A 23629-nucleotide genomic window follows, 5' to 3' on the forward strand; every position below is an offset into this window, starting at 1 on the left:
CAATTTAATAATGCTATTCAGGATTACATGCATATATTAAAACCTTATTGGTTTATCCCGAACGTCTGGTTATTATTTATGCTAAGCTTAATATCTGTTTGTACGACGTTTTTCCAAAATCAGATATAATTTATAGTAATTTGTTTATATTTTAGGAATAAGACCGTTTTCAAGTGTGTCCTTTCTTTTGCCTGTAGCTTTCTGGCAGTCCTTTGTGAAAATACCGATATGCATAAATATTCATCTAACGTATTTTTAAGAGTAAGAACGAATCCATTTAATGTGATTCCAGGGACTTTCCGGGGTTATCTTTCAATACATTTGGAAATTGTATTGACGAAGTATATTTTCAGGTAGCTGTAAAACTGTTTCCTCTTAATATACTCTGAGATCATTGTTCCTTTCTGTATTTTTGTTGCCTTTCGGAAAAATATCCTGTGCAGTATAGCCGTTGGAACAATATTAAAAAGCACCTTTTCGAAAAAGAATCCGGTGATCGAATGAAATGCTATGAATGTGCAAAGAACGGAAAAGACACAGATGCCGTAGGTATCTGTATCGTATGTGGTGAAGGGGTTTGTAAGGACCATCTTAAGCGTGAGAAAATACCAGACTGGGATGGTGAATTTGACATCAAGCTCAAATGCATTGGTGAGTCCTGTAAACTAAAGGATATGCAACCATTGCTCAAGATCTTGTGCATGTCATGCCATGGAGCTTTGGTGGAGAATAAGTGAGGTGATTACATGATGAAATGTTATGACTGTATGGAAGAAGGCAAGGACACGGAAGCTGTGGCCGTTTGTATCGTATGTGGAAAAGGCCTTTGTATGGACCATTCAAAAGAACTTCCTCTTCCAGTCTCTGTTGGGAATCCACCTAATGTCAAACACCTGCACAATTCTCTTCCAAGGATCATGTGCAACTATTGCTTGAGCAATACGATAGAGGATGGATTCGACTGAGATCATTATTATATTTCTATAATCATAAAGGGAGTGAACGAAAATGAGTGAAAGTAGGGAAGTAATTGAAAGTATCGGGGAAAAGATGGGCTTTACGCCTCAGATACTTGAAACATTGGATGCCATAGATCCTCACTTTGTCAGGAAATACACCAGATGTGATCACAAGATCCTGTCCGATGGTGCCCTTCCGGCAAAGGTGAAGATATTAATGGCTCTTGCGGTAGTAGCATCCAAGCAATGTGAGTCATGTACTGTGGCACAGATGAAAAGTGCATTAAAGCACGGGGCAACAAAAGAAGAGATCATGGAAGTAATGGAAGTGATTTCCATCACATCAGGTGCACCTGCTATTGCAGCATGCCGTGATGCACTGAAGTTACTAAAGTAAGACAATCTTCCAGTTATTTGGGATGCTGAAGGGTACAATCCAACAAAGGATCGCATACTTTCCCTGCGTTCCTCTTTTCTTAAGGATTGTCCCTCTTTCAATCATTTCTTTCAATTGTATGTTAATATAATGTGTCGAGGAGGATTTCGTATAAGGTCTATTCACTATTGTTCGATCCTGTTACTTTTTGCATCTTTCGTGTTGCTGGCTACGGGTACTGCTGTTGCAGCAGAACCCACCGGTTTTGGTGAACTTGATTCGGACGACTTCGACAGTCATTCCAAATGTGCCAACTGTCATGCTATAATACGAAGTCAGTGGCAGGGGAGCATGCATGCCTATGCCTATACCGATCCTCTTTATCAGGCAGAGCTGCAGATGGCAGGCGAAGGGACCGGCGGGCAGACCGATGAGTTCTGTTCACGCTGCCATACACCGATCGGTGTGATGAGTGGTGAGGTGCCTCCGATCGATGGTTCCATGGCAAGTGATGTAGCGTTAGAAGGTGTCCAGTGTGATTTCTGTCATACTGTTCCCGAAGGGGCTGTCGGTGATGGTGCATTTGTTTCAACTCCCGGGGAAATAAAGTGGGGTCCGCATGACGATGCGCCTTCTGCTGCCCATGAGTCCGAGTTCAATGAGTTCTACACAGATGCTGAATATTGTGGAATGTGTCACAATGTGAACAGTCCTTTCAATGGGCTTCCTCTTGATGATACGTATACTTCCTGGGCAGACAGTCAGTATGCTGAGGATGAGGTCGCATGCCAGGACTGTCACATGAGTCCCGGAATAACACAATTTGAGGCAAATCCCGGAAGATCCGCATCCAGTGCTCCAAAGAGGGATCACATTTCTCTGCATGATATCGTCGGAGCAAATTCCTTCATGCTGGGTGAACTTAGCGATGGACAATATGGTGAAAAGGCTGTGGAAAGACTCCAGCAGGCTGCAAAACTTGAAGTTTCAGCTCCTGAAGAGGCAATTTCGGGAGAAACGGTCATGTTCGATGTCTCGATCACCAATTCCGGAGCAGGGCATAAGCTTCCAACAGGGATAACCGAGGTTCGGCAGATGTGGCTGGCAGTTTCCGTTACCGATGCTGAAGGCAAGGAATTGTACCGTTCAGGTCAGCTCAACTCAGAAGGATCGATCGAAGATGCGGTGATATATCATACCGTTCTTGCTGATGCCGATGGACAAATAACTGATAAATTGTGGGAAGCCGAATCCATTGTTTCTGATAACAGGATCCTTCCAAAAGAAACTGCAGTTGAATCTCATTCTTTCGTAATGCCCGAAGATGCTGTGGATCCTATACTTGTTGAAGCAAAGTTATTATATCGTTCTGCATCGCAGGATATGGTAGATGAACTATTTGGTGAAGGTACTTACGATGTACCTGTGATCGATATGAGCGAAGCTTATGGTTCCATCAATGGTGAGGCTGATGTTCCCTCTAATGGAACGCCGGGTTTCACTGGTCTCTTGCTCGTAATATCTTTGATCGCAGCGGTCGGTATCTACAGGACCAAAAAATAACGTTGGAGGAATTAACATACCTGGTAATGTAATAAAACTGCTTGGAATATCCGGAAGTCCTCGAAAGAAGGCAACAGATCGCATGGTCAGGGCGGCTTTGGAATTTGCTGAGGAGAAATATGATGTGGAAACTGAATATTTCTCTGCAAAAGGAAAGGACCTGAAGTTCTGTATCCATTGTGACCATTGCGTTCGAACCAAACAGGGTTGCATCCATAAGGACGACATGCTTGAACTCTATGATAAGATGGAGTGGGCGGATGCCTGGATAATAGGCACTCCTGTTTACCAGGGAACTCTTAGCGGGCAGACGAAAGTTATGATGGACAGATGCCGTGCGGTGGTTGCCCGTGATCCTAAGGTTTTCATGAATAAGGTTGGAGCAGGCATGGCTGATGGTGGCGATCGCGTAGGTGGACAGGAGCCGGCTTTGCAGGCCATCCACAATTTCTATATTATCAGTGAGATGCTTCCTGTATCTGGTGGTTCCTTTGGTTCTAATCTTGGAGGTACTTTCTGGTCACAGGACAAAGGTGCTGAGGGCGTGGAATCAGACGATGAAGGCTTAAGAAGTATGCGAAAGACCGTTCGCAAACTGATCCAGACCGCTCAGATGGTAAAGAATGCATCTGTGGAGGACAAATAAATGGAATTTGAAGCACCTATTACTGAAATTATAAAGCAGACGCATGATGTCAAAAGCTTCAGGCTCGAAAGACCTGAAGGTTTCGATTATAAAGCAGGGCAGTATTTTTTTGTAAGCATCCCTGTAAATGGACAGATCCAGCGCAAGCCTTTCACAATATCAAGCAGTCCGACAGAAAAGGGTTTCCTGGAATTCACAAAGAAGCTAACAGGGCATGAGTTCTCTAATGAGCTTGATGCTATGGATGTTGGTGATGTTGTATCTATTAATGGTCCATATGGCAGGTTCACATTCGAAGGTGAGTTCGAAAAGATCGCCCTTATCAGTGGTGGCATTGGTATTACTCCGATGATCAGTATCTGCAGGTATTGCAGTGATACAAGATCGGATACAGATATTATTATTCTGAGTAGCAATAAAAAAGCTGAAGATATTGCATTCAGGGACGAACTGGAGGAAATGGACAATAAAAATGCCAACCTAAAAGTCGTGCATACTCTGACACGTGCAGAAGACGACTGGCCCGGGTGTAGGGGGCGAATCTGTGATACTATTATCATGGATTATATTCCTGATTTCATGGAACGCGTTCTCTATGTTTGTGGTCCTCCGGCGATGATGAAAGCAACGGAAGAATTGCTACTTAATATGAATGTGCCTAAAGAACAGATCAAGAAGGAAGCACTTGTGGGACTCTGAGGCATATTTATAAATTATTTGTTCGAATTATGATGAAATGAGGTATGCAATATGGAATTAAAAGGTAGTAAAACCGAAAAGAACCTGTTGAAGGCCTTTGCAGGTGAATCACAGGCAAGGAATCGATATACTTACTTTGCATCAGTTGCGAGAAAGGCAGGATATCAGCAGATCTCTGCTATCTTTTCTGAAACTGCTGATAATGAGAAAGAGCATGCAAAAAGACTCTTCAAGTTCCTTGAAGGGGGCGAGGTAGAAATCACTGCTTCCTATCCTGCAGGTATGATCTCTGACACAAGAGCAAATCTTGAATCTGCTGCACAAGGTGAGAACTACGAACACACAACAATGTATCCGGAGTTCGCGGAAGTGGCTGAAAAGGAAGGCTTCCTCGAGATCGCAGATGTGTTCAGGCACATAGCTATTGCAGAGAAAGGTCATGAAGATCGCTACCGGAAACTTGCTGCCAATATTGATCACGAAATGGTCTTCAGGAAAGATGGCACTGTTGCATGGAGGTGTCGAAATTGCGGATATATTCATGAAGGTCCCGAACCTCCTGAGGAATGTCCTGCATGTGCACATCCACAGGACTATTTCGAGATAAAGGCTGAGAACTATTGATCATGAGGTTATAATATGAAACGTATAGCATGGGGGATTACAGGTTCAGGTGACCAGATCGTTGAGACATATCAGGTAATGCGTGATATTAAAGAACGTACTGATATCGATTTTATGGTATTCCTTTCAAAGGAAGGGGAGACTGTAATGAAATGGTATCGCATGTGGGACGATATTCAGAGGGATTTCCCGAACTTTAAGACCGATGCGGGTCCTAACTCACCATTTATTGCCGGTCCTCTTCAGGTAGGTCATTATGATGCTCTTATCATCGCACCGACTACGGCGAATAGTGTTGCCAAGATCGTCTATGGTATTGCTGACACTCTGGTAACCAATGTAGTTGCTCAAACTGCCAAGGGTGATACTCCGATCTATATTCTGGCAGTTGATCAGAAAAGAGGATCTGTGGAAACTTATGCGCCGAATGGGCGGAAAATGACGCTTAAGATGCGCGAGGTTGATGTGTCCAATTCGGAAAAGCTCTCACAGATGGAGAATATCACACTGCTTGAGAAACCCGAAGACCTCTATGCTCTTGTGGGTCTGGATAAAGAGTAAGTTCTTAGTTTGGTTCATTCTGGAGGAATATTCCTCCTCTTTTTTATTGATCTAATTTATCTGATCTAAGCAAAGCTATTTTCATTGGTATCTTTTCAAAAGTCTGTTAGTCGTAGATCATCCCTTCTGAAATGTATTCTTCTTCTAAGGGTGTGCTACTTTCCATCTTCTGCAGTGCACGATAAGCTGCATATGCTGCAAGTATACTGTCCAGGGCATCACCTTCCGTGTCCTCAAGGGTCGCTTTTGTGACTTCCTCTTCAAGTTCTATTTTCCATGTCTTTATGGTGGATAGTATGATTCGGCGGTTTTCGAGTTCCCTGTTGTCCTTTCCTTTGTAAGGTATGTAAATGCCATTTCTCTTGAGTGTACATGCCGGGCATATCTCTATCACTGAAGCCTTGCCAGCAACTTGTTCTTGCATTGGTATTATACGGGCAGCCTTTTTCTTTAGCAATGGTTCCAGTATGTATCTGATGCCGTAGTATGTCTGCCTGTAAAGCCTGAGGTTGTAAACACAAAATGGAGCTTTTTTCTGAATTTCAGTTTTACGCTTGACTTCTTTATTTCCCATGGTATTACGACATTTATTACGAAAGTCTTCAGGGGAGTTGTAACTTTTTGAAAAGTTCAGTATCGAGCTTTCCCAACTTTGGTAATTGATCATTGCTTGGGGGAGGCCCAGTGAAAGATCAAGGCCGAAGATGGCCTCTGTTTCGATTGAAATGAGGTCTCGGAGAAAAGAAAGGCAGTTGTCCCTTTCCTTCCTGATATCATTGGTCATCAGGTTGGAGATCGGGCAACAACTGTTGATGTGAAGTGTTTTGTTATGTATTGTTCCTCTGCTGACCCATATCTTCTTACATGCGGTCTTTGATCCGCTGAAGTCTACCCCATAAACAAGGGTTTTCGGGTTGGCAGGGGATGAGGGCATTGGGAGTTTTAATTTTCCCTTGTGCCTTCGATAAATTCGTTTGTCATGCGATATGCATCATCATCAGTGAACTGCTTTGGTGGGTGCTTCATGAAATATGAAGCTGGGGAGTAAAGGATTCCTCCTGTTCCTCTGTCCAATGCTATCTTGCAGCAGCGGATCGCATCAATGACAACTCCTGCAGAATTGGGTGAATCTTCCACTGAAAGGCGGAGTTCGAGGTTCATTGGCACATCGCCGAAAAGCTTGCCTTCCATTCTGAGGAAGCATAGTTTGTTGTCCTGCTGCCATGGAACATAGTCACTTGGTCCGACGTGGATATTGTGATCTTCCAGTCTCTCGGCAAGTACTGACTGCACAGCTTCTGTCTTTGATGTCTTCTTGGAAGAAAGCCTGTCCCTGTTGAGCATGTTGAGGAAGTCTGTGTTGCCGCCTGTGTTAAGTTGGTATGTTCTCTCAACCTTAACTCCTCTCTTCCTGAAAAGATCTGCAAGGGTTCGGTGTGTAATGGTGGCTCCAAGTTGTGCTTTAATGTCGTCCCCTATGATCGGGATTCCTTTTTCTTCGAACTTTTGTGCCCATTCAGGATTACTTGCGATGAATATTGGCATGTTGTTGATAAAAGCAACACCAGCATCCAGTGCACATTGTGCATAGAAACGAGTTGCAATTTCAGAACCAACTGGGAGGAAATTCAAAAGGATCTCTGCGCCGGATTCCTTTAATACGGAGACTATCTCCTCGTCTGTAGATTCTTTTTTGGAGGATGGGATGAATCTGTAGTCATCTTCATAGTTCACCATGTGTTCGGAGACGCCATCCTTGATGTTTCCCATTGTGACCTTTACGCCGGTCTTGGGCACATCGGGACAAAAGACCGTTGTGCAGTTAGGGGCTGCAAAAATAGCATCTGCAACATCTTCTCCAACCTTTCTCTCATCAATGTCGAATGCTGCTACTACTTCAATATCAAAAGGTCTGTACCCGCCAACATCCCAATGCATTAGTCCTATCGCATCTTTTTCCGCTTTTTCTTTGTAGTACTCAAGACCCTGGATCAGTGAACTTGCGCAGTTACCGATTCCTGCGATTGCGATTTTTATTTTGTCCATAACACTTCCTCTTAGCTAAAGTGAACGATATTGATGCTATAAAATATATTAATCGTTATGCAATGTCCTAATGTTTACAGTCAAATAAAAAGGTTTCTAACAAAGACGACTTCTTGGGGGTAAATGTAGCTTTATTTATCTTCCTGCCTTTATCTTTATGCTGCTTTCCGCTTTCAGAAAAGTTTTTAAGTCGTGAAAGCCGTTTATTTTTTGGGAAACTTTATTTCTGTACTGATGGGGAAACAAACGCAGGTGTCAAAATATGCCTGTTATTTCTTTGGTAATATAAAACAAAAGGAGATGGTATTATTCAGGACGTAGCAAACGAATTCCCGAATGTGGGTAATATAGGTTCCGTTGAAGATGCAGTGAAGCTGGGAATATCTTTTGAGGATCAGGGCAGAGATTTTTATCTGGAGTTTGCAGAAGCTACTACGGATCCTGCTGCCAAAGATATGTTCATCTACCTTGCAGAAGAAGAGAAGAAGCATGCTAAATATCTGCAAAGCTATCTGAAAGGTGAAGACCTTTCAATTGATGAAGAGTCTGATATGCCTGATTTCAAGGAAGCATTTGCTTCAGAGTTCACTGGTGAGAAGCTTGGTGAGGTTGGTGTAATGCTGGCTGCCATGAGACTTGAGCGAAAGACCGAAGACCTTTACCTGATGCTTTCAAGTGTATCTTCGGATGCTGTTCAACGTGATTTCTTTGAAAAGCTTGCGGCAGTTGAAAGGGGCCATTACGACCTGATCGACGGTTTGCTTGGTGCGATTACCGGTTTCAGGATGCAGACATAATCTTTGAAGTATTATAGAGGTTATTTCATGGATCCGAAAGATGAAAATCTTGAGATCGCAAAAGGCATCTACTGGGTAGGGGTCGTTGACTGGAACCTGCGTGACTTCCATGGGTATGCAACTCCTAAAGGTGGTACCTATAATGCTTATCTTGTCGTCGATGAAAAGATAACACTTATAGATACTGTGAAGGCAGAATTTGCTCCTGAAATGATCGAAAGGATACGCAGGATCGTTAATCCTTCTAAGATCGATTATGTGATCTCTAATCACGTGGAGATGGACCATTCAAGTGGTCTGCCTGCGATCATGGAGCTTGCAAAGGATGCTAAGCTTTTCTGCACAAAGCATGGCAAGGTCGGTTTGAACGAATATTATGAGGCAGGTGGATGCAGGAACTGGGACTTTGAAGTTGTAGATACTGGCTATGAGCTTAATATTGGCTCTCGTACCCTGATGTTCATTGAAACTCCGATGTTGCATTGGCCGGATAGTATGCAGACCTACCTGAAGGAAGATAAGATATTGTTCTCTAACGATGCTTTCGGACAGCATCTTGCTACATCTGTAAGATTCGAGGATGAAGTTGAGGGCGGTGCTATTGAGGATGCTGCTATTTACTATGCTAATATCCTGATGCCATTTGGATCAAAGGTCATAAAGTATGCTGAGAAGGTCGCGGATCTTGGTCTTGAATTTGATATGATCGCACCATCGCACGGTGTGATCTGGAGGGAGGATCCTTCGTGCATTGTTGATGCTTATCTGAGCTGGGCAAAAAGGGAAGTAGTTCCAAAAGTACTGGTCATTTATGATACTATGTGGAATAGTACTGAGATAATGGCAAAGGAAATTGTCGAGGGCGTTCGGGAAGGCGGCGTCGAAGCCAAGCTTTTCCATTTGCGCAAGAATGACTGGAGCATGATGTTAAAGGATCTTATGTTCTCTCCTGTAATTGCTCTTGGATCTCCTACTATGCATAGTACTATGTTCTTTACGGTATCAGGTTTCCTGACGTATATGAAGGGCCTTCGTCCTAAAGATAAAAGTGCTGTTGCATTTGGTTCATATGGCTGGGGTGGCGGTGCGGTAAAAGGTGTGGAGGAAACGTTAAAGGCATCTGGTTTTGATATAATAGAACCCGGCCTGCAGGTCAAATACAGGCCTTATGAAGATGATATTAAAGCTTGCAGGGAACTTGGTATCCGACTTGCAGAACTTGCATTGAAAAAATCTAGCTGACTATTTATCAAATGAAGCTCTACTTGAATATATTAAAACTGAATTAATAAAAGGAAGTGATTAAATATGAAATTTGAAGGTGAACTTGAAGAAGAATTCTACCAGAAGTCAAAGAGGAATGCAGAAGCAACCGGATATCATTTGAATACTGATTATGATGTCATTACAACTGCTGTAAAAGGCATCTGCAACAACAAGCGCCAATTCGGTGAATATTACTGTTTCTGCCAGAAGAGGTCCGGGGATGTTGAAAAGGACAAGAAGATCATCTGTCCATGTGCTGCCAGAAGTCGTGATGTAGAGACACGCGGTGCATGTCGCTGTGGTCTGTATATCAAATAAAGGACCTTCTGGTCCTTTTAAACCTTATTTATTCTTATTTTTTTATGGTCATTTTTGAATAGGGGAATGTTCTTACAATGATCTCATTTTAATTGTTCTATAGGATAGTTAGCTATATTTAGAAGGATGTGTTTTATGATAGATGTAGGACACAGTTCACCATTATTGGACAGACATAAACAGTCATTAGTGTCCATATTAATATCATAGATCATTGATCATATCCGGAGATACAAAAAATGAAAGTATTGGTAAGTGATTCATTATCAGAGGAAGGAGTTTCAAAACTTCAGGAACATTTTGACGTCGATGTTTCAACAGGTCTTTCAGAAGATGAACTTGTAGAGAAGATCGTTGATTTTGACGCTCTTGTGATCCGCAGCGGTACCCAGGTAACAAGAAGGGTGATCGAAGCTGCAGACAACCTTAAGATCGTCGGAAGAGCCGGCGTTGGTGTAGATAATATTGACATTGATGCTGCAACTGAAAAAGGGATCATTGTTGTAAATGCACCTGAAGGTAACATGCTTTCAGCAGCAGAACACACCATTGCTATGATGATGTCCATGGCCAGGAACATCCCTCAGGCAAATGCTTCCCTTAAAGCAAAGAAATGGGAGCGCAAGAACTTCATGGGTGTCGAGGTCAATGGCAAGACACTTGGAGTTATAGGTCTTGGCCGCATTGGTGCTGAAGTTGCAAAACGTGCACAGGGCATGGAGATGGATATTCTTGCATATGATCCTTTCATTACAGAGGATCGTGCAAAGGCTATGGGAGTTGAGCTTACCACTGTTGATGATATTGCAAAGAGGGCGGACTTCATCACTGTTCACACACCACTTACAAAAGAGACACGTAATATCCTTGATACTGCTCAGTTCGATATGATGAAGAGCTCCTCAAGGGTGATAAATTGTGCTCGTGGTGGTATAATTAACGAAGAAGCTCTTGCTGATGCACTTAAAGCAGGCAAGATCACAGGTGCTGCGATCGATGTGTTTACCAGTGAACCGCCATTTGACTGTCCTTTCATTGGTCTTGATAATGTGATCGTGACGCCTCACCTGGGTGCTTCCACTGAAGAGGCTCAGGTCAATGTTGCGGTTTCTGTTGCTGAGGAGATAATATCTGTCCTAAACGGCGGATCTGCCCGAAATACTATTAATATTCCTGCTGTCAAACCGGAAGTAATGGCTGTACTAGCTCCATATATCGGTCTTGCTGAAACTCTGGGAAGTGCAGTGGCACAGCTTCTGGATACTAATTATGACAAGATTGAGATATCCTATAAAGGCGAGATCTCTGAAAAGGATACAAGGGCTGTGACCGTTGCAGCTGTAAAAGGTGTTCTTGAGGTAGCATTAGGCTCTACTGTGAACTATGTCAATGCACCGGCTCTTGCAAAGGGCAGGGACATTGAGGTCATGGAAAGCAAGTCTGAGACATCTGATGAATATGCTTCTACTATTAGTATCAAGCTTTTCCAGGATTCCAATTCCAGGTCTGTTACCGGTGCTGTAGTGGGTGGCGAACCGAAGATCATAACGATCAATGGTCAGCATGTAGATCTGGTTCCAAAAGGTTTCATGATCGTTTCAAATCACATCAACCGTCCGAATGTTATTGGTCCATGCTGTATGGTCCTTGGCGATAATGGCATCAATATTTCCGGCATGCAGGTCGGACGCGTAGAGGTTGGCGGACAGACTATCATGGCACTTAATGTGGACACTGAGGTTTCAGAGAATGTCCTTGATGAGATTCGTGGAATTGACGGCATACTTGATGCAACACTTGTGACACTTTAATTTATATGTCACCAATGCATGGGTTAATATGCCCATGTATTATTTTCGGATCAAATGGGAGTATTGATCACATATGATGAGAAAGCGCGTATACCACCGATTCCCTCACAGGGAGGTCCAGTTCGAGCAGAAGCACCGTTACTATTCAGACCTGCCTTTTTTTGTGAAGGTCATGGCAGGCATGGATGGTAAATTTGGAATGTTCGTGACAGAATCCGCCACCAAGAAAGGCCATCGTATTCAGGCAAAAAGAGAGATCGGTGTTGAGGTCGCGATGAACAGTATGGATTTTGCTCCTCTTAACTATGAGAACGTAGATTCTGTTGTCGATACCATCGAACCTGAAGGTATCATTGATTTCAGGATGACACTCTCCTATAGTTATCTTGATGGAAAATATAATCGTGTGCCTCTAAGGAGCGATGTGTATCTTGTGCGTGCTATTCTTGAGTCTGAGGTACTTACCTTGAGGGTCAACCACATAGATGGTCAGGAGCGCACGGAATGTGGTCGGGTGGCAGATACGATCATAGATGAACTTCGACGTGGTGCATGATGGATGAATTTGGCTTCGTAGTGGCTTCACCTTTCAAGAAGAATGCTGCATCTTCTCTTTCTATAAAGGATTTTGAATTTGCATTGTCCTTTGACCTTAAATGGATGTCTCCTGCACAGGCATCAAAGGTGAGGGATCAGGCTATCATGTCTTCGATCCTGAAATTTGAAAATGGCGAACTTGTGCTGAACATGGATGCTGATGCAGTGTATATTCCTGCAGGGTTCAAACCATCTGAAGATCTCTTTCGGGAAAAAGGCAATATTGAGAGGATAATGGATCTTCTCATTACAAATAGCGATATGGATAAAAGGGATGTTGCTTCACGCATAAATATCAAACAGGATTCTCTGGCAGGGCTTATTGATGCGGAAGTAGCAGCTTTGCTGGTGGCTCATGAAATGGGATGTGATGTCGGAGACCTTTTTGATGTAGTCTATCAAAGAGTATCAGGTATTTCCGATCAACAATGATATTCATGTTTTCGCATAATCTTTATGTACTATTAATATAATTATGTGCAACTCCAGTTAATTATTAACTAATACATCTTCAAAGATGTTCGAACGCAGAAATGCGTGAGTAAGAAAATCTTGCGGAGGGACATTATGGGAAAAAAAACACAAGCTAAAATCTCAAGGAAAACCAATCCAAGGATTCCATCGTTAATCGCAGTGCTAAAAGACTCAGCACGTGACAACGACGCACCTATCTGGAAAGATATGGCAAAGAGGCTCGAGAAACCTAACAGGAACTATGCTGAGGTAAATCTGAGCAAGATCAACAGGTGTGCAGCAGAGAACGAACTGGTAATGATTCCTGGTAAAGTACTGGGTGCCGGTGTACTGGGACACGCTGTAACTGTTGCAGCATTGAGTTTCAGCACAACTGCTGTTGATAAGATCACAAGTGCAGGCGGAAAATGCATTACCATTGAACAGGTTCTGGAAGAAAATCCAGCAGGTTCTGGTATCAGGATCTTGAAGTGAGGTGTTTCAAATGACGGTAATCGATGCAAATGGTTTAATTATGGGCAGACTTGCAAGTAACGTTGCAAAGAGACTGCTTGCAGGTGAGAAGATCGCAATTGTAAATGCTGAGAATGCTGTGATCTCTGGTTCAAAGATAACAACCTTTGAAGAGTATGATGAGATCAGGAACATGGGCACACGTGAATTCGGTCCTTACTTCCCAAAGAGACCAGACAGGATCCTCAAGAGGACTGTCAGGGGAATGCTTCCATACAAGCGTACAAGGGGCAAGGAGGCAATGGCTAACCTTAAGATCTATGTAGGGATCCCTACTGAGTTCGAGGAAGCAGAACTTACAACTGTCGATGGAGCAAACATGACACGTTTGAGTTCTAACAAGTATGTGACCATTGGTGATCTTAGCCGCAAATTAGGATCAAAATTCTAAGGGAGATTTATTCATGTCTACTAAAGTTGTCAATTCATCAGGTAAGAACAAGACTGCAATTGCACGTGCAACAGTTTCTGCAGGTACAGGTAAGGCAAGGGTCAACAAGAAACCTGTTGAGATCTATGAACCTGAATTTGCAAAACTTAAGATCATCGAACCTCTTATGCTGGCAGGAGATGCAGTTTCCAGCCTTGACATTGATGTTAAGGTAAGTGGAGGCGGAATCATTGGTCAGGCAAATGCGATCAGGACTGCTATCGCAAGAGGTATTGTTGAGTGGACCAACGACACCGACCTAAGGGATGCTTTTATGGCATACGACAGGAACCTTCTGGTCAACGATTCCAGACAGAAAGAGACCAAGAAGTTCGGTGGACCTGGCGCTCGTGCTAAATATCAGAAATCTTACAGGTAAGGTAGGTAGTTACAATGATTCCAGTTCGCTGTTTCACATGTGGAAAAGTAATTGCAGGAAGCTGGGAAGAGTATACCAGGCGGGTGAAGGATGGAGAAGATCCTGCAGTTGTACTTGATGATCTTAATTTCACAAGATACTGTTGCAGGCGTATGTTCCTCGCACACGTCAACCTTGTGGATATAATGGCTCCGTATCAGTGAAAGGGACCGTAGGGTAGCCTGGACCATCCTTCGGCGTTCGGGACACGGTTCTTCTTTCAAGTCTGTGCGAACCACGCCGGTACCTGAGTTCAAATCTCAGCGGTCCCATGATTCCTTTTACAGGGATTACCGATAGGCAGCTGAGATTGTATATGACCATATTCGGAGGGATTCCGAATACCATTTCATATTTAACAGACCAAACTAACAAATGAATAAAACTACTTTTGGTTCATGGTTATTTGTTAATATATAATATCACTTATCGATATATCCAAATTGTTCTTTCTAATGACGGACTTTTTATAAGGTGATCATTTGAGCAAAGAGAAGTTTACTAGATATGAGCGTGCAAGGATCATCGGTGCGAGATCACTTCAGATAGCAATGGAAGCTCCAATACTGATCGAAGATGATAGCACTGATTCGCTGCACATAGCCACATTGGAATTTGAGAAAGGTGTTATACCAGTTACAGTGAAGAGAATTAAGAATAATTGAGGTGAATTTTATGGAATCTACAGAAAACATTGAAGTCAATGCTGAAGAAAGCGCAGCAGCACAGGAAGCAACCGAATCAACATCATTAGTGCCTATAGATGAATATCTGGCAGCAGGCGTACACATTGGTACACAGCAGAAGACCCAGAATATGATGAAGTTCGTCTACCGTGTAAGGACAGATGGTCTTTACGTGCTTGACATCCAGTCAACAGATGAGAGGATCAGGTCAATTGCACATTTCCTTTCAAAATATGATCCTTCCAGAATACTTGTTGTATCCGCACGTCAGTACGGTCAGTATCCTGCAACAATGTTCTCCAAGGCAGTAGGCGCAGTTTCAAGAGTTGGAAGGTTCATTCCAGGTACTCTTACAAACCCTGTACAGGAAGGTTTCTATGAGCCAGATGCAATTATTGTGACAGATCCTGCAGGAGATGCACAGGTAATCAAGGAAGCTGTCAGCGTGGGTATTCCTGTAGTTGCATTTTGTGATACCAACAACATGACATCCAATGTCGATCTTGTTATCCCAACCAACAACAAGGGTAGGAAAGCACTTTCACTTGTTTACTGGCTTCTTGCAAGGGAAGTTGCAAACGAAAGGGGCATTCCTTTCAATTACGAGTTAACCGATTTTGAAACAGGTCTTTAAACGACCTGTTCTCATTTTTTTCGTTGCATCACTGCTCATACAGCAGATGTTCTATTTTTGGGCGCAAGAGGTGACAATAGTATGAGACAACCAACTGTTGCAGGCCAGTTCTATCCGTTAAGTCCGAAGACCCTCAAAAAAGAGGTTTCCAGATGTTTTAGTGGCATTGAGGTAACTCCTCGCGATGTTATCGGGGCAGTAGTTCCCCATGCAGGATATGTTTATTCGGGGTCAGTTGCAGCAAATGTTTATGCGACCTTACCTAAAGCTGATACGTACATCTTTTTTGGACCGAATCATACGGGTTATGGCTCTCCTGTGGCGATGTCACAGGATACGTGGAAGACTCCACTTGGGGAGGTCGAAACCGATAAGGATATTGGCAAGCTTCTTGCAGGTACCATTATCGATATGGATGAGATCGCCCACAGGTATGAGCATTCCATAGAAGTGCAGATACCTTTCCTTCAGCACAGGTTCGGGAATGATTTCAAGATCCTTCCTATATGTATGGGTTTACAGGATGAGGAAACTGCTGTGGAAGTCGGTCAGGAAGTTGCACGTGCAGCCAAAGAGTCTGGGAAGAAAGTAGTTTTCATCGCATCAAGTGATATGTCGCATTATGTCCCTGTAGAGCATGCTGAACGTGTAGACCATTACCTGATAGAAGCCATTCTGGATATGGATGTACCTGAACTCTATCGCAGAAGATCTGAGGAGAACATCTCGGCCTGTGGATATGGTCCGATCTCAGCGATGTTGAGCGCTGCAAAGGAATACGGTGCAAAGAGCGTCAAATTAATCAAATACGCCACAAGCGGAGAGGTTTCAGGCGATCCTAATGTTGTAGGATATGCTGGCATAATTGTGGAATGAAATTCTGTACAAAGGGGCTTTTAAGATGATCACATGTTCCGCACCGGGGAAAGTCTATCTTTTCGGTGAACATGCCGTAGTTTACGGTGAACCCGCTATTTGCTGTGCAGTGGATATACGCACACGTGTAAGTGTTGCCCCTGCAGATTCCATTACTATTAGTTCCAGCCTCGGTACTACAGATATTGACTTTAAAACCCATCCTTATGTTTCAGCGGTTGTAGAGCGTTTCCAGGATATATCATCTCTTGAAGGTGTAAGCATCAGCATCGAGTCCGAGATACCCGTTGGTTCCGGACTTGGATCGTCTGCTGCTGTTACTATAGCAACAATAAAAGCATTGGATGCTTTGCTTGGCACTGGTCTTGAGCTTGATGATATTGCACGGATGGGGCATGAGGTCGAGCAGAGGATACAGGGTGCTGCAAGTCAGACGGATACATATGTATGTACCATGGGTGGAGTTGTCATGATCCCCCAACGCAAAGGGCTTGATCTTCTTGATTGTGCTATTGTTATTGGTAACACCAATATCTTCTCTTCGACAAAGGAGCTTGTAGCAAACGTTGCAGAGCTTAATGATAAATTCCCTGATGTTATAGGCCCCGTTCTGTCATCCATTGGAATGATGTCAGCTACAGGTGAGGTGCTTGTGAATGCAAAGGATTATGTTTCCGTCGGCAAGCTTATGAATATTAATCAAGGGCTTCTGGATGCAATTGGCGTAGGCTGTTCTGAATTAAGTTCATTTACATATGCTGCCCGTAACAGTGGTGCATATGGTGCAAAGATTACCGGTGCAGGAGGCGGTGGTTGTATGGTGGCGATCGCTCCACATGAATGTGTGAGTGAGGTAGCTGCTGCCATTGCTTCTGCAGGCGGGGAAGTGGTTGTGACAAAAGCAACAGATATTGGTGTAAGGGTGGAATCCCAGTGAGTTCAACAAACGATATCACAATATTGAAAATTGGCGGGAGCGTCATCACCGACAAGAATTCGGAGGATGGTCTTGCCTGGGAAGAGGAGATAGTCCGCATTGCGCGTGAGATCTCAGGATTTGAAGGGAAACTTATCATTGTTCATGGTGCCGGTTCATTTGGTCATCCTCAGGCGAAGAGGTATGCTCTTACCGAAAGGTTCCATGCAGAAGGTGCGGTTGTCACCCACAAGGCTGTGAAATCTTTGAACAGGATCGTCGTGGACATTCTGGATGAAGAAGGTGTCAATGCGATCGCAGTGCATCCAATGGGTTGTACTGTTGCAAAGGATGGCAGGATCTCAGAGATGTATCTGGGCAGCATCCTTTTGATGCTTGAAAAGGGTCTTGTACCTGTATTGCATGGTGATGTTGTAATGGATACTGAAAAAGGCGTATCTATCGTATCAGGTGATCAGGTAATACCTTATCTTGCAACGACACTTGGTGCTTCCCGCATTGGTGTTGGAAGTGCTGCAAATGGTGTCCTTGACGATAAAGGCAACACTATTCCTGTGATCACTTCTGATAATTTTGAAGATATGAGGAGATATATCGGTGGTTCGGCAGGTACGGATGTGACCGGTGGCATGCTTGGGAAAGTGCTTGAGATGCTGGAGCTTGGAAAAACATCAAGTATAACTTCATATATATTCAATGCAACAGTTGCAGGTAATGTTTCGAGTTTTCTTAATGGCGAGAATATCGGAACTGCAATTAAAGATTCATAATATACGTTTACAGGTTTGATAAATTTGAGTACATCCAGGAGAAAGATAGAACATCTTGAGCATTGTGCGCAGCGTCCGGTAGAGTCAAAGGATGTCACATCAGGATTCGATGATGTGATGCTTGTACACAGAGCACTGCCTCAGATCAATATGGATGAGATCGATCTTTCCACTGAATTTCTTGGAAGGGAGCTTAAGGCACCCTTTTTGATAGCATCCATTACCGGAGGTCACCCGGATACCAAGCCGGTAAATGCAGCACTTGCAGAAGCTGCTGAAGAAATGGGCGTTGGTATTGGTGTAGGCAGTCAGAGGGCTGCCATAGAGGATTCTGAACAGGAAGATTCGTTCAGTATTGTGCGTGATGTGGCTCCGAATGCATTTGTCTATGGGAATATCGGGGCAGCCCAGCTAAGGGAATACGATATAGAATCCATTGAAAGGCTTGTGGAAATGCTGGATGCAGATGCAATGGCAGTTCATCTTAACTTCCTTCAGGAGGCTATACAGCCTGAAGGCGACAGGGATGCTACCGGGGTACTTGAAGCTATAGAAGAAGTATGCTCATTGAAGGTCCCGATCGTTGCAAAGGAAACAGGCGCTGGGATCTCAAAAGAAGATGCGCAAATGCTTAAAAATGCAGGGGTCAGTGCAATAGATGTCGGCGGAGTTGGCGGGACGAGTTGGTCCGGTGTGGAAGTCTATCGGGCAAGGGAAAGCGGTGATAAGATTTTCGAGGATCTGGGCAATCTGTACTGGGATTTTGGTATCCCGACGGTTTCCAGTGTTGTTGAATGCAGAAGTTCCCTTCCTGTGATAGCCACAGGTGGTGTCCGAACAGGCCTTGATATTGCAAAATCTCTCTCTCTTGGTGCATATGCTGCCAGTGCAGCACTTCCTTTTGTAGCACCTGCACTGATCGGAAAGGATGCAGTGGTGGAAAGTTTGTCAGCCATGCTTAATGAACTGAGGGTTGCAATGTTCCTTTGCGGATGCGGAACTGTCAGTGAGCTTCGTACTGAGTCTAAGGCAGTAGTCACAGGCTGGACAAAGGAATACATTACGCAGCGTGGTTTTGACATAAACAAGCTCTAAATGAGATCGTATCTGGAAAAGATCGATCAATATTAAAAAATTCACATTCATTTTTTGGTCAAGGGACCAAAGGAATAATTTGTATTGAAAGTAACCGAAATTTATTGGAGGAAAATATGACAGATATTGGAATAATAGCAGTTGGCGGATATAATGAAATGGGCCGCAACATGACTGCTATAAGGGTTGACGAAGACATCATTATCGTAGATATGGGTCTTAGATTAGATAGGGTCCAGATCCATGAGGATGTGGAAATTGATAAGATGCATTCTCTTGAACTGATAGAGATGGGTGCTATACCTGATGATACTATTATGAAGCAGGTTAATGGCAACGTCGCTGCTATCGTTTGTACACACGGGCACCTTGATCACATTGGTGCGATCTCAAAGCTTGCACACAGGTACACTGCACCGATCATCGGTACTCCGTACACCGTAGCTCTTGTTAAGCAGCAGATCGAATCAGAACGCAAGTTCGGTGTAAAGAACCGGATCATCCCTGTTGAAGCAGGTGGTATCTACCAGGTCAATGATGAGGTATCTATTGAGCTGATACGTGTCCAGCACAGTATAATTGATGCTGTGTTCGTAGCAGTCCACACACCAGCAGGTGCTGTACTTTATGCCTGTGATTTCAAGCTTGACCGTACACCTACATTGGGCGAACAGCCGGACTTTGACAGGCTCAGGGAACTCGGGCAGGAAGGCGTTATCTGCATGATGGTAGAGAGTACCAATGCAAAACGTGCAGGAAAAACACCTTCTGAGAGGATCGCTCATGACATGGTCCGTGATGTACTTCTTGGTACAGAGGAATCTGATGTTGGAATGATTGTAACGACATTTGCTTCCCACATATCCCGTATTAACTCGATCATTCAGTTCGCTGAAGAGATGGGTCGTATTCCTGTATTAATGGGTCGTTCCATGGACAAGTATGTAGTAACTGCAAAGAATATGGGATACATTGATTTCCCTGATAATGTAGAGATCTACGGTAAGAGGAAGGATATCGATAAGGCGTTCAAGAAGATCATGAAAGAAGGGAAGGAAAAATACCTGCCTATTGTAACTGGTCATCAGGGTGAACCTGGTGCTATTCTTTCACGAGTTGCAAAAGGTGATACTCCTTATGAAATTGAGTCCGGTGACCGTATAATCTTCTCTGCAAACGTGATCCCAAGTCCAATGACGCAGGCAAACCGCTATGCACTGGAAACCAAGATCCGAATGAGGGGTGGACGTATCTATGATAACGTGCACGTTTCAGGCCACGCTTATCGTGAGGACCACTGGGAACTTCTGAGGTTGATCAATCCGGAACACGTTATCCCTGCTCACGGTACTATCGAGATGCACAGTGCTTATATTGAGATGGCAGAAGATGCCGGATACGTTCTGGGCGATACTGTACACCTGTTGAGAAATGGTGAAGAATTATATATTGAAGAATGATCATTTGAATTATAACATGGTCGTGGTTAGTATGGATCTTATGGATGAAATAAAAAAACGAAGTGTGCATGTTGATAAAGGGATCGAGGAGCTTCTTCCGATCGCACATCCTGAAGAGCTTTACAAAGCATCAAGATACTTGCCGGATGCAGGCGGTAAACGCCTCCGTCCTACAGTCCTTATGCTTGCAACTGAAGCTGTGGGTGGAGATCCCATGTCAGTTATTCCGGCAGCAGTAGCTGTGGAACTGGTTCACAATTTCACCCTTGTTCATGACGATATAATGGACAATGATGATGTCAGGCGTGGAATGCCTTCTGTTCATGTAAAGTGGAGCAGTGAGGGTGCTATCCTTGCAGGAGATACTCTCTATTCCAAAGCTTTTGAGATCATCTCATCTATGGAGAAGGATCCTGCACGCATACTGAAGTGCGTTGCTCTTCTTTCAAAGACCTGTACTGAAATATGTGAAGGTCAGTGGATGGACATTGATTTCGAGACTCGTGATTCTGTTTCAGAAGAAGAGTATCTTGAGATGGTGGAGAAGAAGACTTCTGTGCTCTATGGTGCAGTGGCAAAGGTCGGTGCTCTGCTTGGCGGAGCTTCCGATGAGGTTGCGGATGCACTTTATGAGTTTGGTCGTCTTGTGGGTATCAGTTTCCAGATACAGGATGATGTCATTGACATGGTGACTCCGGAGGAGATCCTCGGTAAGGTCCGTGGAAGTGACCTGATAGAAGGCAAGAGGACACTTATCGCGATTCACGCTCTAAATAATGGCGTTGAACTTGACATATTCGGAAAAGGCGGAACTGCTACTTCAGAACAGATTGATGAGGCAGTTGCCATACTTGAAAAATCCGGTTCAATTGGACATGCACAGGAACTTTCTGCATCTTACCTTGAAAATGGTAAAAAGATGCTCGATATTCTTGAAGACTCCGAAGCAAAGGATCTTCTGCTTGCTATCGCAGACTACATGGTAACCAGGAACTATTGATCCTTTCGTTTCGGTCATTCGTTGTTTCGTTTCCCTTTCCATGGTGAAGGGGAATATTTCTTCTTTTTCTATATTTTTATTTTCGATCATTATTACGGTTTTCTTAATTCAATTCTTATTAATTCAATTCTTGTTAATTCCACTTAGTTTATCTTATCTGGTTCCATCTATCTAAGAAGGTTTTTAAGTATCTGTGATAATGTTGTCTTGGGGAATCTAATGCTCAAAGAAGCAATGTTCTATGAAAAGTTGGATGAGGGGAAAGTGAGATGCAATCTTTGCAATCACAGATGCAGGATATCTTCTGGTAAAAGAGGTATCTGCGGTGTAAGGGAGAACCGAGATGGTACTCTTTATTCTTTGATATACAACACAGTTTCCAGTGAGGCAGTTGATCCGATAGAGAAGAAACCACTGTTCCACTTTAAACCGGGTTCAAAATCTTATTCCCTGGGTACCATTGGATGTAATTTCAGATGCAAGCACTGCCAGAACTGGACCATTTCCCAGGTCAGGCTGGATGAGGCCGTATCCGTGGAGATTACTCCTGAGGAAGCAGTAAACAGGGCAATTGCTACAGGGTCCGCTTCCATTGCCTGGACCTACAACGAGCCGACCATCTGGTATGAGTACACTTATGATTCTGCAAAGCTGGCAAAGGAGGCCGGACTTGGGACAGTATATGTGACCAACGGTTACATCACTCCGGAAGCACTGCGACATATCTCTCCTTATCTTGATGCTTTCAGGGTGGATATCAAAGCTTTTACGGAAGAGTTCTACAAGGAAACTGTGGGTGCAAAGCTTGCACCTGTGCTGGAGTCTGCAAAGCTGGCAAGAGAACTTGGAATGCATGTGGAGGTCGTAAATCTTGTTATTCCGACACTGAACGATTCAGAGGATGAGCTGCGGCAACTCTCTGCCTGGGTATGTGAAAATCTGGGTGCCGACACTCCTATACACTTTACACGCTTCCAGCCGCATTATAAGATGAAGCATCTGCCGCCTACACCGGTGAAAACTCTTGAAATGGCCCATGGCATTGCGTTGGATGAAGGTCTGAAGTATGTTTACATTGGAAACGTGTTCGGTCACCAGTATGAAAGCACATACTGTCCTTCCTGTGGTGAATTGCTGATAGGGCGTGGACTCTTCGATGTAAGCGAGTATAATATTACTCCGGAGCACAAGTGCCGCAATTGTGGAGAACCTATTGACATTTATGGTGAGTACGGCGGGCTTTGAAAGCCACTTTGAGGCGGGAATATGGCTGAAAATTGCTGATTTTCCTGCTTGTTGCCAGCCTTTTTGCCGCTTCGAACAAAAGGTTTAAATTCCAGAACTGCATTAGGAGGAATCGTGCGTTGAAGCGCGATCAAGTGCCGCTATAACTCAGTTGGTAGAGTGTCTGACTGTTAATCAGAATGTCACAGGTTCGAGCCCTGTTGGCGGCGTATTTTACTTGCTTTTTCTGAGGGCCTATAGCTTAGTCAGGTTAGAGCGCCCGGCTCATAACCGGGCGATCACCGGTTCAAATCCGGTTAGGCCCATCTCAAATTCTTTTTAATAAAGTTTTATTTATTTTCAATTAAGTTAAACTATCTCTTTTAGATCTTAAAAATAAGAAATAGCAAGAAACAAGATAAAAAAGAGGCTTTTTTGTTTTAAGGTTCCACCTTATATTTCCTGCCTTCTTCTGTTGGGTGATAGATTATCCAGTTACCACTTTTCTCACGGCGGATAAGTCCATTGTCCACAAGAATTGAAAGATGGTAGGAGAGTTTTGAATCGGGCATATTTGTGATATCCTTGATCAGGCAGACGCACAAGGGCTGCACCAGCACAAGGTTGAGTATCTTCAGGCGGATGGAGGATGATAGTGCATGATGGATGCCGCTTTGCCTGGCAATTTTGTCATCATCTGCGATCCTCAATGCAATACCTTCAGTTCCTCCAAGTAGCTTCACTTCATTTTCGATCGGTTCAGGAATTATCATTTAATGCACCCATTGAAATAGTATTGAGTAAACGCTGTTATCATTCTGATATCCATTAATGGTATCGGAATTGAAA

30 protein-coding genes and 3 tRNA genes are annotated in these 23629 nt (G+C 43.7%); 30 read left to right on the forward strand and 3 right to left on the reverse strand.

The window, feature by feature from the left end:
• Positions 1 to 500: 500 nt before the first annotated feature.
• From LI82_RS01410 to afpA, 8 genes are all read left to right on the forward strand, one after another.
• Complete coding sequence (locus LI82_RS01410; protein ID WP_048193194.1) at positions 501 to 737, forward strand: DUF2180 family protein; 237 nt, start codon at positions 501 to 503, stop codon at positions 735 to 737.
• A gap of 9 nt (positions 738 to 746) precedes the next feature.
• Positions 747 to 965, forward strand: coding sequence for a DUF2180 family protein (locus LI82_RS01415; protein ID WP_048193195.1), 219 nt, complete (start codon positions 747 to 749; stop codon positions 963 to 965).
• Between the two features lie 43 nt (positions 966 to 1008).
• Complete coding sequence (locus LI82_RS01420) at positions 1009 to 1356, forward strand: carboxymuconolactone decarboxylase family protein (RefSeq protein ID WP_048193196.1); 348 nt, start codon at positions 1009 to 1011, stop codon at positions 1354 to 1356.
• Between the two features lie 198 nt (positions 1357 to 1554).
• On the forward strand, positions 1555 to 2898 hold the full coding sequence (locus LI82_RS01425; RefSeq protein WP_236622637.1) for a cytochrome c family protein: 1344 nt from the start codon (positions 1555 to 1557) through the stop codon (positions 2896 to 2898).
• A 31-nt stretch (positions 2899 to 2929) separates the two neighbouring features.
• Positions 2930 to 3544 (forward strand): flavodoxin family protein, encoded by a 615-nt coding sequence (locus LI82_RS01430; protein WP_394297407.1) that lies wholly within the window; start codon positions 2930 to 2932, stop codon positions 3542 to 3544.
• On the forward strand, positions 3545 to 4243 hold the full coding sequence (locus LI82_RS01435) for a ferredoxin--NADP reductase (RefSeq protein WP_048193199.1): 699 nt from the start codon (positions 3545 to 3547) through the stop codon (positions 4241 to 4243). It begins immediately after the preceding gene.
• Positions 4244 to 4294: 51 nt separating this feature from the next.
• Complete coding sequence (rbr, locus tag LI82_RS01440) at positions 4295 to 4867, forward strand: rubrerythrin (RefSeq protein ID WP_048193200.1); 573 nt, start codon at positions 4295 to 4297, stop codon at positions 4865 to 4867.
• 15 nt (positions 4868 to 4882) lie between these two features.
• On the forward strand, positions 4883 to 5428 hold the full coding sequence (gene afpA, locus LI82_RS01445; RefSeq protein ID WP_048193201.1) for an archaeoflavoprotein AfpA: 546 nt from the start codon (positions 4883 to 4885) through the stop codon (positions 5426 to 5428).
• Between the two features lie 106 nt (positions 5429 to 5534).
• Here the strand turns inward: afpA and LI82_RS01450 are convergent, their stop codons facing one another.
• Complete coding sequence (locus tag LI82_RS01450) at positions 5535 to 6362, reverse strand: DUF429 domain-containing protein (protein WP_048193202.1); 828 nt, start codon at positions 6360 to 6362, stop codon at positions 5535 to 5537.
• Positions 6363 to 6370: 8 nt separating this feature from the next.
• A complete protein-coding gene (locus tag LI82_RS01455; protein ID WP_048193203.1) occupies positions 6371 to 7474 on the reverse strand; it encodes an inositol-3-phosphate synthase in 1104 nt (367 codons plus the stop codon).
• Between the two features lie 338 nt (positions 7475 to 7812).
• On the opposite strand from LI82_RS01455, the gene LI82_RS01460 reads away from it, so the two are divergent.
• The 22 genes from LI82_RS01460 to LI82_RS01565 all read left to right on the forward strand — a co-directional run bounded on the left by LI82_RS01460 (position 7813) and on the right by LI82_RS01565 (position 23106).
• Complete coding sequence (locus tag LI82_RS01460) at positions 7813 to 8271, forward strand: ferritin family protein (protein WP_236622639.1); 459 nt, start codon at positions 7813 to 7815, stop codon at positions 8269 to 8271.
• Between the two features lie 27 nt (positions 8272 to 8298).
• Positions 8299 to 9513, forward strand: a complete 1215-nt coding sequence (locus LI82_RS01465; protein ID WP_048193205.1) for an FprA family A-type flavoprotein — start codon at positions 8299 to 8301, stop codon at positions 9511 to 9513.
• A gap of 66 nt (positions 9514 to 9579) precedes the next feature.
• On the forward strand, positions 9580 to 9855 hold the full coding sequence (locus LI82_RS01470) for a ferredoxin-thioredoxin reductase catalytic domain-containing protein (RefSeq protein ID WP_048193206.1): 276 nt from the start codon (positions 9580 to 9582) through the stop codon (positions 9853 to 9855).
• Between the two features lie 239 nt (positions 9856 to 10094).
• The gene (serA, locus tag LI82_RS01475) at positions 10095 to 11666 is read left to right on the forward strand and encodes a phosphoglycerate dehydrogenase (RefSeq protein ID WP_048193207.1); all 1572 of its coding nucleotides are present in this window, start codon (positions 10095 to 10097) and stop codon (positions 11664 to 11666) included.
• A 73-nt stretch (positions 11667 to 11739) separates the two neighbouring features.
• Entirely contained in the window at positions 11740 to 12222 is a 483-nt protein-coding gene (locus LI82_RS01480; RefSeq protein ID WP_048193208.1) for a hypothetical protein, read from the forward strand.
• Positions 12222 to 12695 (forward strand): DUF2240 family protein, encoded by a 474-nt coding sequence (locus tag LI82_RS01485; protein WP_048193209.1) that lies wholly within the window; start codon positions 12222 to 12224, stop codon positions 12693 to 12695. The genes LI82_RS01480 and LI82_RS01485 overlap by 1 nt, the downstream gene beginning before the upstream one ends.
• Positions 12696 to 12830: 135 nt before the next feature.
• On the forward strand, positions 12831 to 13211 hold the full coding sequence (locus LI82_RS01490) for a 50S ribosomal protein L18e (RefSeq protein WP_048193210.1): 381 nt from the start codon (positions 12831 to 12833) through the stop codon (positions 13209 to 13211).
• 10 nt (positions 13212 to 13221) lie between these two features.
• Entirely contained in the window at positions 13222 to 13641 is a 420-nt protein-coding gene (locus tag LI82_RS01495; protein ID WP_048193211.1) for a 50S ribosomal protein L13, read from the forward strand.
• A 13-nt stretch (positions 13642 to 13654) separates the two neighbouring features.
• Positions 13655 to 14059, forward strand: coding sequence for a 30S ribosomal protein S9 (locus LI82_RS01500; RefSeq protein WP_048193212.1), 405 nt, complete (start codon positions 13655 to 13657; stop codon positions 14057 to 14059).
• Between the two features lie 14 nt (positions 14060 to 14073).
• On the forward strand, positions 14074 to 14262 hold the full coding sequence (locus LI82_RS01505) for a DNA-directed RNA polymerase subunit N (RefSeq protein WP_048193213.1): 189 nt from the start codon (positions 14074 to 14076) through the stop codon (positions 14260 to 14262).
• A gap of 2 nt (positions 14263 to 14264) precedes the next feature.
• Positions 14265 to 14370: transfer RNA gene (locus LI82_RS01510), tRNA-Pro, on the forward strand.
• Between the two features lie 210 nt (positions 14371 to 14580).
• Complete coding sequence (locus LI82_RS01515; RefSeq protein ID WP_048193214.1) at positions 14581 to 14763, forward strand: DNA-directed RNA polymerase subunit K; 183 nt, start codon at positions 14581 to 14583, stop codon at positions 14761 to 14763.
• Positions 14764 to 14773: 10 nt separating this feature from the next.
• Entirely contained in the window at positions 14774 to 15418 is a 645-nt protein-coding gene (rpsB, locus tag LI82_RS01520) for a 30S ribosomal protein S2 (RefSeq protein ID WP_081955700.1), read from the forward strand.
• A gap of 81 nt (positions 15419 to 15499) precedes the next feature.
• Positions 15500 to 16294, forward strand: coding sequence for an MEMO1 family protein (locus LI82_RS01525; protein ID WP_048193215.1), 795 nt, complete (start codon positions 15500 to 15502; stop codon positions 16292 to 16294).
• A gap of 25 nt (positions 16295 to 16319) precedes the next feature.
• Positions 16320 to 17231, forward strand: coding sequence for a mevalonate kinase (locus LI82_RS01530; protein WP_048193216.1), 912 nt, complete (start codon positions 16320 to 16322; stop codon positions 17229 to 17231).
• Entirely contained in the window at positions 17228 to 18001 is a 774-nt protein-coding gene (locus LI82_RS01535) for an isopentenyl phosphate kinase (protein ID WP_048193217.1), read from the forward strand. The genes LI82_RS01530 and LI82_RS01535 overlap by 4 nt, the downstream gene beginning before the upstream one ends.
• A gap of 15 nt (positions 18002 to 18016) precedes the next feature.
• Positions 18017 to 19096: a type 2 isopentenyl-diphosphate Delta-isomerase gene (fni, locus tag LI82_RS01540; RefSeq protein WP_048193218.1), complete on the forward strand. Its 1080-nt coding sequence runs from the start codon at positions 18017 to 18019 to the stop codon at positions 19094 to 19096.
• Between the two features lie 116 nt (positions 19097 to 19212).
• Positions 19213 to 20556 carry an RNase J family beta-CASP ribonuclease gene (locus LI82_RS01545; protein ID WP_048193219.1) on the forward strand — a complete coding sequence of 448 codons (1344 nt, stop codon included), beginning with the start codon at positions 19213 to 19215 and terminating at the stop codon, positions 20554 to 20556.
• Positions 20557 to 20587: 31 nt separating this feature from the next.
• Positions 20588 to 21556 carry a polyprenyl synthetase family protein gene (locus tag LI82_RS01550; RefSeq protein ID WP_048193330.1) on the forward strand — a complete coding sequence of 323 codons (969 nt, stop codon included), beginning with the start codon at positions 20588 to 20590 and terminating at the stop codon, positions 21554 to 21556.
• A 219-nt stretch (positions 21557 to 21775) separates the two neighbouring features.
• A complete protein-coding gene (gene amrS / locus LI82_RS01555; protein WP_048193220.1) occupies positions 21776 to 22801 on the forward strand; it encodes an AmmeMemoRadiSam system radical SAM enzyme in 1026 nt (341 codons plus the stop codon).
• Positions 22802 to 22937: 136 nt separating this feature from the next.
• Positions 22938 to 23010 (forward strand) — tRNA-Asn (locus LI82_RS01560).
• Between the two features lie 21 nt (positions 23011 to 23031).
• A tRNA-Ile gene (locus LI82_RS01565) sits at positions 23032 to 23106 on the forward strand.
• 114 nt (positions 23107 to 23220) lie between these two features.
• On the opposite strand, the gene LI82_RS01570 is transcribed toward LI82_RS01565, so the two are convergent.
• Complete coding sequence (locus tag LI82_RS01570) at positions 23221 to 23553, reverse strand: ArsR/SmtB family transcription factor (RefSeq protein ID WP_048193221.1); 333 nt, start codon at positions 23551 to 23553, stop codon at positions 23221 to 23223.
• Positions 23554 to 23629 lie beyond the last annotated feature (76 nt).

Source organism: Methanococcoides methylutens (genome assembly GCF_000765475.1).
GTDB lineage: Archaea > Halobacteriota > Methanosarcinia > Methanosarcinales > Methanosarcinaceae > Methanococcoides > Methanococcoides methylutens.